Raw genomic sequence first — 13,690 nt, forward strand, 5'->3', positions numbered from 1 at the left:
TGATCAGCCGATCATACAGCAGAGCCCTGCCACAGGAATCCCTGTTTGCAGGGAATCATCAGCCAGGCGGCCACCGCTAGGACGAACAGCTGATTTCCAGATGCTTGCCCCAATCAGGCGGCCGTTGGGCGTACCCCTCCATTCCCGGCTGTTCCTCGAAGGGGCGCGACAACACGGCATGCAACCGGCGAACCTCGTCGTAATCCCCTGCCTGTGCGGCTTCGATAGCGTTCTGGGCCAGGTAATTACGAAGCACGTACAGCGGGTTAACGGCGTTCATGCTGGCACGGCGTTCATGCTCTTCCTGTGCAGGCTGCTGAGCCAGGCGGGCCCGATAGCGCGTGGCCCAGGCATCGAAGCCTGCGAGGTCCACAAATTCGTCACGCAGCGTGGCGAGCGCAACCTGTGCTGGCTGCTCACCCAATCGGCGGAAGAACAGGTTGTAATCCACGGCGCTGGATTGCATGACCTGCAGCAATTGCTCCACCAAGGCCTGGTCTTGCTCGTCAGCCGTGGTAAGGCCCAGGCGGCGCCTCATCAAGTCGAGGTAATGGGCCTGGAACAGTGGCAGGTACAGCGCCATTGCTTCTTGCAGCGCGGCCACCTCAATGAGCGGAGTGAGGGCTTGAGCCAGGGCGCTGAGGTTCCAATGCGCTACGGGCACCTGATTGCTGTAGGCATAGCGGCCTTGATGGTCGGAGTGGTTACAGATGAACCGAGCATCGAAATCATCCAGAAACGCATAAGGGCCGAAATCGAACGTCACACCCAGGATCGACATGTTGTCGGTATTCATTACGCCGTGGCAAAAGCCGTACGCTTGCCACTTGGCTATCATTTCTGCGGTACGCTCGACCACGGTGCGGAACATCGCCAGGTAAGGTTGTTCAGCGTTTTGGCATTCAGGGAAGTGTTCAGCGACCACATAGTCGGCCAGTTGCTTGTGCAGTTCCGGCTGGCGGGTGTAGTAGAAGTACTCGAAGTGCCCAAAGCGTACATGACTGGGCGACAAGCGTACCAACATCGCGGCCCGCTCCTGCTGCTCTCGCCACACCGGTGTATCGGAGCCGATCACACACAGGGCGCGAGTAGTAGGAATGCCCAAGGCGTGGAGGGCTTCGGAGGCGAGAAACTCCCTGATGGAGGAACGCAACACCGCCCGCCCGTCCCCCATGCGTGACCATGGGGTTTGCCCGGCGCCTTTGAGGTGCAGGTCCCAGTGCTCGCCAGCGTCGTTGACCACTTCCCCTAACAGCAGCCCACGCCCGTCCCCGAGTTGCGGCGTGTAATGGCCGAACTGGTGACCGGAATACACCATGGCACGCGGCTCGGCCTCAGCCCACAACTTATGGCCGCTGAACACTTCGGCAAACAGCGCAGTGCCTGCTTCGGCAGGGTCTAGGTCGAGCAGTGCCATGGCGCGCTCGCTGGCAACCACCACCCGTGGCGCTTCTATGGGCTCCGGGGTTACCTCGATTGAAAAGGCGTCGCCCAACCGGGCAAAGCGGTTATCGAGTTCGAGTTCGTCCAGCGCTTTCATGGGGCCTCCCGCGGGTGCGTGATAAAGGGTGGACCCCCTCAAGCCGGATCGGTTTGATCGGGATGTGCCCTGCCGCCCAGGAACTGCTCGAACCCTTCGGGGTTTTTCAGGTGGACCTCCAACTGGCGGAACGAGATGGCCACGCCGTGCTTCTTGAACTCCCGGTTGATGAACCGGTTGATTTCATCCAGCGCGGGGTTGCGGTCGCCAAGGTCGCGCACATGCATGCGCAACTCATGGTCCAGGCTGCTTTCACCGAAAGCCAGGAAATACACCAGAGGCTCTGGCTCTTTGAGCACGCGGGGGTTTTCGCTGGCGGCCTGTAACAGGAGCGTGCGTACCACGTCCAGGTCCGAGCCGTAGTCCACGCCGATCTTCAAGGTGACACGGGTCACGGTATCGGTCAGCGACCAGTTGATGAGCTGCCCGGTGATGAAGGTTTTATTCGGGACAATAATGTCCTTGCGGTCAAAGTCCGTAATGGTAGTGGCGCGGATGCGTATCTTGCTCACGGTACCTGAGAGCGTACCAATAGTGATGGTGTCTCCGATGCGTACCGGCCGCTCGAACAGGATCATGATCCCTGAAATGAAGTTGGCGAAAATCTCCTGCATGCCAAAGCCCAAGCCTACCGACAAAGCAGCTACTAGCCACTGGAGCTTGTCCCAACTTACCCCCAGGGTGGAAAGCGTGGTCACGAAACCCACGCCTGCGATGGTGTAGGACAGTAGTGTAGTAGTGGCGTAGGCACTGCCCTGGGCCAGGTTGAGCTTGGACAGCACGAACACTTCGAGCAGGCCCGGCAGGTTACCCGCCAACACGAAGGTGATACCGATAATCACCAGCGCACCCAGTAGATCCCCCAGGCTGATCGGCACCATGCTCATGCTGGTACCCGTGCCGCTGGTGTACTCGTACAGGGTGATGTTGTCGAGGTACGCGAACACGCTGATGAGGTCTGACCATACCCAGTACAGCGCACCCAGGAAACTGCCCAGCAGTACCAGGCGAATCAACCGCAGTGACTGCTGGTTGACCTGGTCGATGTCCAGGGTTGGCTCTTCTACCAGGGTTTCCGGGTCGCCGCCGTTTTCCTTTGCCGCCTGCCGCTTACTCAGCGCCCGGTTATACGCCAGGCGCCGCGCCGCAACACTCAAGCCGCGCACGAACGCCGCCTCGATGACAAGCCAGAACATCATCAGGTATAGCGTGGCGATCAACCGGTCGGTCAGTTTGAGGGCGGTGTAGTAATAGCCAAAGCACACGGCCAGGAACAGCCCGACGGGCAACAGGGTGAACAGTACGGCGATCAGCTTGCGGAACAGTGAGGCGTTGCGGTGGGTAGGGCTGGACAGCACCAGCCGGCTCAGCAGCCAGGCCATCAGCCCGAAGCAGGTCAGCACCACCAGGATGCCCAGAGTGTCTTCGGCGAGGCCAGACGGTTGCAATTCAGCCACGGCCACCACGGCAACCAACGCCATGACGACAATGCCCAGCCGCTTGGCCCAGCCTTGAAGGAAGGCCACCTGGGCTTTTTCCCAACGGAAGTGCAGCTCTGCCACGCCACCGGGCGCCAGGATGCGATAGGCGGTATAGAAGGTAAGCCAGGCCTTGGCCATCTGTAGCAAGGCGGACCCCAGGCTTAAGTTCTGGCCCCGCGCATCGATCTGCAAGGCGATGCCGCAGACCGCCAACGCCAAGGCCACAGGCATGGCCAGCAGCACGTTGGCCAGGATAGCCACCGGGGTATTCCATTGCCGGTCACGACGGAAATGCCCCACGTTGCGGTGCATCTGGTTGAGCTTTTCGTAGAGGTACTTGCGTCGCCACAGCAACGCGCCGATCGCCAACAGTAAAGGCAGGAACAACAAGGGCCGCTGCATCAAGCCATCACTGAGCTCCTTCACGCTCGACGCCCAAGGGAGCGTCGTGACCTGCGTGGCCAGGCGGCGGGGCAGGTTGCTCAACCATTCAATGTCCAGAGGGCGGTTGCTGGGGATCCAGAACATCTGCTCGTCCAAGGTCGCGCGTAGCCCTTGAGCGGTATCGAGCAGCTGTTTTTGGTTCAATTGCAGGGTGATGGATTCATTGAGCAACGCGCTGAGTTCGCGGTTCAAGCGCTCCAGCAGGTCTGCGCGGGTCAAGGCGATGTCCAATAGCGACTTGCGCAACTGCGGTGTGGCGTTTTCTTCGGGGTGCGCGTTGATCAGGGTCTCGACATAGGCCCCTGGGTTGCTCAAGGCCTCGCGCTGCTGGCTGACTTCGAACTGATAAAGGCGGATATCCGCAATCTTGTCGGCGAGGTTGCGATCCACCTTCAGTGCCGGCAGGGCCTGCTTTTGGGTGTAGAGAATCTTGGACAGCAACAGGCTGCCTTTGAGTACGCTGATCTGTTCGTCCAGGGCTTGATCGGCCTGGGTAAGGGTGTCGAGCTGCTGGCGGGTGCGCAGGTTGCGCTGGGTCAGCTCGTTGAGTTCGTCCGTACTGCGCAACAGGTAGTCAGACAGCCTCACGTTGGTGGCGCTTTCGGTGGTGAGCAGGCTGCTGTTACCTGCCTTTTGCGCTTCCAGGGACTGCTGGGTGACTGTTTGCTGGGATTGAGCCAGGCGCTTTTGGTTGATCAGCGATTGCAGGTCTTGGATGTCTTGGGCCAGGCGGTTGGTCTTCTCGCTGAGCAGGTCGTGTTGGCTATTGCCCAAGTCCTGCAACAGGCTATTACCGGCCAGCTCCTGGCGACGCAGCGCAATCAGCGCCGCGAGCGCGCCTTGCTCGGCCACATACTGGTTGCGCAAATCCGCGCCAATGGCTTTGCCGCTGTCCTTGCCTGCCTTGAGCAGCGCGTTGATCTGCTGGATACGTGTTTGAGCCGTGGCGATTTCGGTTTGAGCGCGTTCTGGGCGGGTTTGCGCTGAGATAGTCAGCGTATTGGCATCGCCCAGGGCTTTTTGCAGTGTGCTTTGTTGAGCGCTGCGGTCGGTGAGTAACTGCTCCAGCTGAGGCACGCTCTGGCTGGCGTAACGCTGAGCGAGCGGTAAGGGGTGTGTGGCCTTGAGGCGGTCAAGCTCGCGCTGGTTGTCTGTGGTTTGCCGAGGGGCCTCTGCGATCTGCTGCTTGACTGCCGTTAACTGCTGCTCGTGCTGGGCTTTGGTGGTAAGGAAGGTGAGCGTCTGTTCCAAGACCTGCTCAAGCGCTTTCTGATCGGCGTCGGACAGCTTGCGGTCGGCAATGTGGTCCAGGCTTTGCTGTACGGAGTCAGGTGTTGGCGCATCGGCGGCAAAGGCCTGAGGCACGAAGGCGTGGGGTATGGAAAGCCCCAGCAGAAGAGTACATAGCAGAGTGCGCAGGGTAGGCATGGTAAAGAGACAGTCGATTGGCTAAGCCCGGCATTTTACGGGCTTAGCGGGCCGAGGTGTCAGGGATATGTTTACCCGTGCGTCGAAACACGGCCCAGGGGCTGCTCTACGGTTGACCCCCTGGCAGAAGGTGCGTAGCGCCCCTGGCTTCTACCTACGGCTTAGCGGTGAGTTACAGGAACAGCGCCGGCCCCGGTTTGCTGCCTTCGGGGAAGCGCACCCCCACCTTGGCGATACGGTTTGCGTCCATGAGCGCGACCGTCCACAGCGTGCTGTTCCACTCCACCTGGTCCCCCACCACGGGTGCGCCGCCGACCTTGTGGCTGATAAAACGGCCCAGGGTGGTTTGCGGGTCTTCCCCTTCCAGTTGCAGGCCGTAGAGCGCGGCCACTGCGCCCAGCTCGGCATCGCCTTCCAGTACGAAGTCACCGAAGAACCGCAGGTCCAGCCCACGCTGCGGTGCTTGGCTGAAGAGCTTGCCCAAGGCGGGCAGGTCGTGTTCGTGACCGATCACGCAGAGCATGTCGTTCACTTCCAGCACGGTACTCCCGGACGGGTGAAGCAACTGTTCGTTACGGAACAACGCCGCGATGCGTGTGCCTTTCGGCATTTTGAGTTCACGCAGCGCTGCGCCTATGCACCACTTTTCCTGGCCCAGGCGGTACACGAACAGCTCCCACTCACTGGTGTGATGCACCTCCAGGGCCGAGCGTGAAATAGGCGCCGGATCTGGCGGAACCGTTACCTTGAGCAGGCGGGCCACCCAGGGCAGGCTCGTGCCCTGTACCAACAAGGACACCAGCACGATGAAGAACGCCAGGTTGAAATACAGCTGTGCCTGGGGCAAGCCCGCCATCAGCGGGAACACCGCAAGAATGATCGGCACCGCGCCACGCAGCCCCACCCAGCTGATGAAGACCTTTTCACGGCCGTGGAACGCTTTGAAGGGGATCAGGCCCACCGCTACCGACAAGGGGCGGGCAATCAGGATCATCCACAACGCGAGGGCAAGCGCGGGTAGGGCGATAGGTAGCAATTCATGGGGCGTAACCAAGAGGCCAAGCACCAGGAACATGCCAATCTGTGCGAGCCAGGCCATGCCGTCGAGCATGTGCAGGATGCTGTGTCGGCTACGGATAGGCCGGTTACCCATCACCAGGCCGCACAGATAAACCGCCAGGAAGCCGCTGCCGTGCAGGGCGTTGGTAAGCGCAAACACCGCCAGGCCGCCGCTGATGACCAGGATCGCGTACAAGCCATGTGCCAGGTTGATGCGGTTCACCAGGTACAGCATCAACCAGCCGCCGCCCAAGCCCAGCAATGCGCCGATACCGAATTCCTGACCCAGGTGAAGCAGCAGGCTCCAGTGGAAACCGGTTTCACCGCTGGCCAGCATGTCGATCAGGGTCACGGTCAGGAAGACCGCCATGGGGTCATTGCTACCGGACTCGATTTCCAGTGTAGCGGTGACCCGCTCGTTCAGCCCTTTGCCGCCAAGCAGCGAAAACACGGCGGCGGCATCCGTCGAGCCGACGATTGCCCCGATCAGCAGGCCTTGCATAAGGCTCAGGTTGAACAGCCAGGCCGCCACCATACCGGTGAGCCCCGTGGTGATCATTACCCCTACCGTGGCCAGGGATAGCGCTGGCCACAGGGCGACTCGGAAACTGGCGACGCGGGTACGCAAGCCGCCATCCAGCAGAATGACTGCCAGTGCCAGGTTGCCTACCAGATAGGCTGTGGGGTAGTTATCAAAGACCAGGCCCGCCCCATCGACGCCCGCAACCATGCCGACGCCCAGGATGATGACCAGGATGGGAATACCCAGTCGGGATGATAGCGAGCTCACCAGAATACTCGCACTGACCAGCAACGCGCCGATGAGAAACAGGCTGTTGATGGTTGAGGCATCCAAAGGCAGTACTCCGTTTTTCAAATACAGGGGTTTAGCACGTGCAGAGAACGTGCCAACGGATTCTAACCTGCTACTTCGGCCTTATGTCAAAACGCGTCACTTTTAAAAACGTTCTGTTCTGTAAGGGTTAGTAACAAAAACGGCCTGGGGTTACCGGGCCGTTTTGCACAACAACAAGGTTAGCCGATGGTCATTAAGCTGGCGTTGCCGCCTGCGGCGGCTGTGTTCACACTGACCGCCCGCTCGATCACCAAGCGCTCGAGCGCTATGTTGGTTTCCCCTGTCGGCAAGCCCTGTACCCCCACGATGGCGCCGCCACGTGAGGCAATCGCTTCACACACGGCCTGCAACTGATCGGAATGACCGTGATGAATGACTGCCTCGAATACCGCCTCATCACGTTTCCAGTCCGCAATCACCTGCACCCTGGCCTGTACCTCCTTGGGCAGGCGGGCGAAGACGGTGCGGGTAGGCTCACCTTCAACCATCACTGCCCGGCTGCCAACGGCCAGTACCGCGGCCAATTGAGAGAGCAGATCTGCTTCGGTATCTGCCAGGCAGAGCACGTGCTCGCGTGGCAGGATGGCGTAACTGTTGCGCTCACCGGTAGGGCCGGGCAGCAGGCGCGCTACCCCGCTCTGGGACTGGCTGGCGAACTGGGCGCACAGCTGCGCAAGCTCACTGTGCTCAGTGCTTTGAGCCCATGCCTGCAGGGCCCTCAGCGGCGAGAGCAAAGCATCGCGCGCGCGCGCATCCGGGGCGGCGGTGTCCATGCGCTCGAAGGTGCGGCTCAGGGCATTGAGGGGGCGCGTGGACAGCAAACGGTACAGGTACAACGGCCCACCGGCTTTGGGCCCGGTGCCGGAAAGCCCCTCGCCACCAAAGGGTTGCACGCCAACCACGGCGCCCACGACGTTGCGGTTCACATACACGTTGCCAGCGTTGACGTTCTCAGTGACCTTGGCGATGGTTTCATCGATGCGTGTGTGCACGCCCAACGTCAGGCCATAGCCGGAGGCGTTGATCTGACCAATCAGCGTGTCCAGCGCAGTACGCTTGTAGCGAACCACATGCAGCACCGGCCCGAAGATCTCGCGCTTGAGTTCGTCGAAGCTCTCCAATTCGATCAGGGTGGGCGTCACAAAGGTGCCACGACGGCATTCGGCAGCCTCGGCAATGGCAACCTGATACACCGTGCGGCCTTTCTCACGCATGGCCTGGATGTGTTGCTCGATACCGGCCTTGGCCTCGGCGTCGATTACCGGGCCAATGTCCACGGCCAACCGCTCGGGGTTGCCCAGGCGGGCTTGGGCCATGGCGCCCTTGAGCATTTCGATCACACGGTCTGCGCTGTCTTCTTGCAGGCACAGTACGCGCAGCGCTGAGCAGCGCTGGCCTGCGCTGTCGAAGGCAGAGGACACCACGTCGATGACCACCTGTTCGGTCAGTGCAGAGGAATCCACGATCATTGCGTTCTGCCCGCCGGTTTCGGCGATCAGCGGAATCGGCCTACCCTGTGGGTCCAGCCGGCCGGCAATGTTGCGTTGCAGCAACCGTGCAACTTCAGTGGAACCTGTGAACATCACACCTTTAACGCGCTCGTCGCCCACCAGCCCGGCACCTACGGTGTCGCCACGGCCCGGCAGCAATTGCAGCACGCCTTCGGGAATGCCGGCTTCCAGCAGCAAACGCACCGCCTGGGCCGCCACCAAGGGCGTTTGTTCGGCCGGCTTGGCCAATACCGGGTTGCCCGCCGCCAGGGCTGCCGCCACCTGACCGGTGAAGATGGCCAGAGGGAAGTTCCAGGGGCTGATGCAGACCACTGGCCCCAATGGGCGATGGGCATCGTTGTTGAAATCATGACGTGCCTGCACAGCGTAGTAGCGCAGGAAGTCTACGGCTTCGCGTACTTCAGCGATGGCGTTGGTGAAGGTTTTTCCCGCTTCGCGAACCAGCAACCCCATCAATGGCTGGATCTGCGCTTCCATCAGGTCGGCGGCGCGCTCCAGGACAGCAGCGCGCTCGGCGGGGGGCGTGGCCTGCCAGATAGGCCCGTTGATGAGGGCGCACTGAATCGCGGCGTTTACGTCCGCCACCTCGGCCTCTTGTACATGGCCTACCACGTCACGGTGGTCTGACGGGTTAAGTACCGGTTGGGCACTGCCCTTGGACGCTTCGCAGCCCAGGATGGGCTCTGCCTTCCAGTCATTGTGAGCGGTCGCCAGCAGAGCGCTGCTCAAGGACGCCAGGCGGTGTTCGTTCGCCAGGTCGATACCGGCCGAGTTTGTGCGCTCGCGGCCATACAGGTCGCGCGGTAGCGCGATGCGGGGGTGTGGCAGACCAAAGGCGCCTTCCTGAGTACCCATGCGCTCGATGGTGATCACGGGGTCGGCCACCAGCTCCTGAATGGAAATGGAGTGGTCGGCAATGCGGTTGACGAAAGACGTGTTCGCGCCGTTTTCCAGCAGACGACGTACCAGGTAGGCCAGCAGGGTTTCGTGGGTGCCAACAGGTGCGTAGACACGGCAGGGGCGGTTGAGTTTGCCATCGGCAATCTTGCCCACCACCTGCTCGTACAAGGGTTCACCCATGCCATGCAGGCACTGGAATTCGTATTGGCCGGGGTAATAGTTCTGCCCTGCAATCTGATAGATGGCTGCCAGGGTATGAGCGTTATGGGTCGCGAATTGCGGATAAATCGCTTCTGGGGCCGCCAACAGCTTGCGGGCGCAGGCCACATAAGAGACATCGGTGTACACCTTGCGGGTGTAGACCGGGTAGCCCTCCAAGCCTTCGACTTGGGCGCGCTTGATCTCGCTGTCCCAGTAGGCGCCTTTTACCAGGCGAATCATCAGTCGATGGCGACTGCGGCGTGCCAGGTCGATCACGTAATCGATGACATAGGGGCAGCGCTTCTGGTAGGCCTGGATCACAAAGCCAATGCCGTTCCAGCCCGCCAGTTGCGGTTCAAAACACAAGCGCTCTAACAAGTCGAGGGACAGCTCAAGGCGGTCTGCCTCTTCGGCGTCGATATTCAGGCCAATATCGTACTGTTTGGCCAGCAAGGTTAATGACAGCAGGCGAGGGTACAGCTCTTCCATCACCCGCTCGTACTGAGCGCGGCTGTAGCGAGGGTGCAGGGCAGACAGCTTGATGGAGATGCCTGGCCCTTCGTAGATACCGCGGCCGTGCGACGCTTTGCCGATGGAATGGATCGCCTGCTCGTACGACGCCAGGTACTTCTGCGCATCGTGTTCGGTCAGTGCAGCCTCGCCCAGCATATCGTAGGAATAGCGGAAGCCTTTGCTTTCGAACTTGGTAGCGTTCGCCAGCGCTTCGGCAATGGTTTCGCCAGTCACGAACTGCTCACCCATCAGGCGCATGGCCATATCCACGCCCTTGCGGATCATGGGTTCGCCGCGCTTGCCGATGATGCGGCTCAAGGAGGACGTCAGGCCGGCCTCATTGTGGGTAGAGACCAATTTGCCCGTAAGCAAGAGCCCCCACGTGGCAGCGTTGACGAACAGCGAAGGGCTGTTGCCCACGTGTGGCTGCCAGTTGCCATTGCTGATTTTGTCGCGGATCAGTGCGTCACGCGTGCCTTTGTCCGGGATACGCAGCAGCGCTTCGGCCAGGCACATCAGGGCAACGCCCTCTTGGGAAGACAGCGAGAACTCCTGCAGCAGCCCTTGCACCAGCCCGGCTCGGCCGGTGGCGTTCTTTTGGTTGCGGAGTTTCTCGGCAATACCTGCGGCCAGCTTGTTGGCAGCGTCGGCCATAGGGGCAGGCAGACGTGCCTGCTCAAGCAGCATGGGCACCATTTCCTGCTCGGGCCTGCGGTAGGCGCCGGTGATGGCTGCCCGTAGCACCGACTGCGGCAGGATGCTTTCGGCGAACTCCAGGAACGGCTGATGGGCAGGCTCTACGGGCGCCTCTTCCACGTCATCGCCCGGTGTATTCGCGGCGCTGGCCAGGTCGGTCAGGGACGCGCCACCCTCGAGTTTCTCCAAGTAATTGAAGATCGCTTGCTTGATTAGCCAGTGCGGTGTGCGGTCAATGGACTGCGCCGCAGCTTTCAAGCGCTCGCGGGTTGGGTCGTCAAGTTTGACCCCAAGGGTGGTCGTCGCCATTGTAGTTGTCCTCATTGGGTTACCACGGTCACGTGGCTTATGCGTGGCTCAAGATTATCCGGCGCCTTAGGAGGGTGCAACCCGGTGCAACCCAAATAATTGAACTATTTCCTAAGCGGTATGAGGCGTTTATGCAGTAGGAATCAGCGCCCTATGCGAAATATGCGCTAAGAACTGCTGAAATGTTTGTAGGACTATTCCTAAAGCGCTAAAGCCGTCTTGAAAGGAGAGGGCAAGCCTACCTAGGATGCCCGCTCAGGGTGCAACCCAAGGTGCACCTCCAATAAAAAGGGCCCCCGCCGAATGAGCTTGAGCAACCCCACCCTAATCGCCTTCATGGTGTACATCAGCGTCATGCTGTTGATCGGCCTATTGGCCTGGCGCGCTACGCGCAACCTTTCTGATTACATCCTGGGCGGGCGTCGCCTAGGTGGCATGGTCACTGCATTGTCTGCGGGCGCCTCTGACATGAGCGGGTGGCTGCTCATGGGCCTGCCAGGCGCCATCTTCATTAGTGGCCTGTCTGAAATGTGGGTGGCCCTTGGGCTGATGATTGGCGCGTACCTGAACTGGCGCCTGGTCGCAGGCCGCCTGCGTATTCATACCGAGCATAGCGGCGACGCCCTTACCCTGCCCGATTACTTCGCGTCGCGCTTCAATGACCAAAGTGGCTTGCTGCGCGTGGTGTCTGCAGTGGTGATTCTGGTGTTTTTTACGGTGTACTGCGCCTCGGGCATCGTTGCGGGGGCACGCTTGTTCGAGAGCACCTTCGGCCTGCCCTATGAGACTGCCCTCTGGGTAGGCGCCGCTGCGACCATCGCTTACACCTTTATCGGTGGGTTCCTGGCGGTGAGCTGGACCGACACCGTCCAGGCGTCGCTGATGCTGTTCGCGCTCATCCTCACCCCCATCGCCATCCTGCTGGCGACCGGCGGGGTAGACACCACCTTCATGCACATCGAAAACCTGAACCCGAACAGCTTCGACCTGTTCCGTGGCACCACCGTGATCGGCATCGTGTCGTTGCTGGCCTGGGGGCTGGGGTATTTCGGTCAGCCCCACATTCTGGCGCGCTTCATGGCAGCCGACTCGGTCAGGTCCATTACCAAGGCGCGTCGTATTTCCATGACCTGGATGATCCTGTGCCTGATCGGTACCTGTGGCGTGGGCTTTTTCGGCATAGGGTATTTCGGTGCGCACCCTGAGCACGCAGATGTTTTGGGGGACAACCCCGAGCGCATTTTCATCGAGCTCACCAAGCTACTGTTCAATCCCTGGGTCGCCGGCGTGCTGCTGTCCGCCATTCTTGCCGCGGTCATGAGTACGCTGAGCTGCCAATTGCTGGTCTGTTCCAGCGCCTTGACCGAAGATTTTTACCGTCACTTCCTGCGCAAGGCGGCTTCCCAGCGTGAGCTGGTCTGGGTGGGGCGTGCCATGGTGCTGCTGGTCGCCCTGATCGCCATCGCGTTGGCCGCAGACCCGCAGAGCAAGGTGCTAGGGCTGGTAAGCTACGCCTGGGCCGGCTTCGGCGCCGCCTTTGGCCCCCTGGTGATTTTCTCGGTGATGTGGAAGGGCACTACGCGCAACGGCGCATTGGCAGGTATTGCAACGGGCGCGGCAACGGTATTGCTGTGGAACCTGATCGCCGGTCTTGAGGCGCTTCAAGGCCTGGGCATCACCGAGGTGATGAAGGCCATCTACGAGATCATCCCCGGCTTCGTGCTATCGAGCTTGGCCATTGTGCTGGTGAGCCGTCAGGGCTGCGCAAGCGAGAGCATGAAACAGCAATTCGAGGTGGCCGACCGGGCCTGGCGCGCCGAGCGCGGCTGATAGCCTCCTGGCCCCTCGGCTTTGGCTAAGGGGCCAGTGCGCGGTAAACTCCTGGGCCCTGCAGGAGCCATCATGAATTACCGTCACGCCTTCCATGCCGGCAACCATGCCGATGTTTTCAAGCACGTGGTGCTCAGCCGCCTCATCGCGTTGATGAAGCGCAAAGAGCAGCCGTTCGCTTATCTCGATACCCACGCAGGCGTTGGCCTGTATGACCTGCAAGGGGACCAGGCTACCCGCACGGGTGAGTACCTGGAGGGCGTCGCTCGCCTATGGCAGGCCGAGCAGCCGCCGGTGCTGGCAGCGGAGTACCTTCAGGTGTTGCGCAAGCTCAACCCGGATGGGGATTTACGTTACTACCCGGGGTCGCCAGAGCTGGCGCGGCGCTTGGCCCGTCAGCAGGACAGCCTTCAGTTCAACGAGAAGCACCCGGATGACGGCCTTGCACTTAAGGAGAATATGAAGCGTGACCCCCGCGTAGCAGTTCACCGGGGCGAGGGCTGGCATGTCCCCAGGGCATTGCTGCCTACGCCAGAAAAACGAGCGGTGATGCTGATCGACCCACCGTTCGAGCAGCCCGACGAGCTTCAACGCTGCACTAAGGCCATAAAAGAAACCATCGCGCGCATGCGACAGGCGGTCGTAATGGTGTGGTACCCCATCAAGGACGACAAAGGGCTACGGCGTTTCTATCAGGAACTCACCAGCACAGGCTCGCCTAAGTTACTGAGGGCGGAGTTGTTCGTGCACCCGGCCAACACCGAAGGCCAGCTCAATGGATCTGGCTTGGCAATTGCGAATCCGCCGTGGGGGCTTGAGGAGGACTTAAACGCGTTGCTGCCCTGGCTGGCCGAGTTGCTCGGCCAGACCCAAGGCAGTTGGCGTATGGAATGGCCCATCCCCGATCAGGGGGCTTAGGCCA

At 60.9% G+C, this 13,690-nt stretch carries 6 protein-coding genes; 2 read left to right on the plus strand and 4 right to left on the minus strand.

The genetic code is table 11. From position 1 onward, the window contains the following. Positions 1 to 76 precede the first annotated feature (76 nt). From selO to putA, 4 genes are all read right to left on the minus strand, one after another. A complete protein-coding gene (selO, locus tag AC4LE2_RS01700) occupies positions 77 to 1,540 on the minus strand; it encodes a protein adenylyltransferase SelO (RefSeq protein WP_491823720.1) in 1,464 nt (487 codons plus the stop codon). Positions 1,541 to 1,578: 38 nt separating this feature from the next. Continuing rightward, complete coding sequence (mscK, locus tag AC4LE2_RS01705; protein WP_491823722.1) at positions 1,579 to 4,893, minus strand: mechanosensitive channel MscK; 3,315 nt, start codon at positions 4,891 to 4,893, stop codon at positions 1,579 to 1,581. A 172-nt stretch (positions 4,894 to 5,065) separates the two neighbouring features. Continuing rightward, positions 5,066 to 6,808 carry a potassium/proton antiporter gene (locus AC4LE2_RS01710; protein WP_491823724.1) on the minus strand — a complete coding sequence of 581 codons (1,743 nt, stop codon included), beginning with the start codon at positions 6,806 to 6,808 and terminating at the stop codon, positions 5,066 to 5,068. A 179-nt stretch (positions 6,809 to 6,987) separates the two neighbouring features. Beyond that, positions 6,988 to 10,938, minus strand: coding sequence for a trifunctional transcriptional regulator/proline dehydrogenase/L-glutamate gamma-semialdehyde dehydrogenase (gene putA / locus AC4LE2_RS01715; RefSeq protein ID WP_491823726.1), 3,951 nt, complete (start codon positions 10,936 to 10,938; stop codon positions 6,988 to 6,990). A gap of 303 nt (positions 10,939 to 11,241) precedes the next feature. Here putA and putP point away from each other — a divergent pair, with 303 nt between their 5' ends. Together putP and AC4LE2_RS01725 are read left to right on the plus strand one after the other, a co-directional pair. Continuing rightward, positions 11,242 to 12,768, plus strand: coding sequence for a sodium/proline symporter PutP (gene putP, locus AC4LE2_RS01720; protein WP_491823728.1), 1,527 nt, complete (start codon positions 11,242 to 11,244; stop codon positions 12,766 to 12,768). A gap of 72 nt (positions 12,769 to 12,840) precedes the next feature. Next, positions 12,841 to 13,686, plus strand: a complete 846-nt coding sequence (locus AC4LE2_RS01725) for a 23S rRNA (adenine(2030)-N(6))-methyltransferase RlmJ (protein WP_491823730.1) — start codon at positions 12,841 to 12,843, stop codon at positions 13,684 to 13,686. Positions 13,687 to 13,690: the final 4 nt, after the last annotated feature.

It is taken from the genome of Pseudomonas sp. 9.3L, assembly GCF_058536285.1.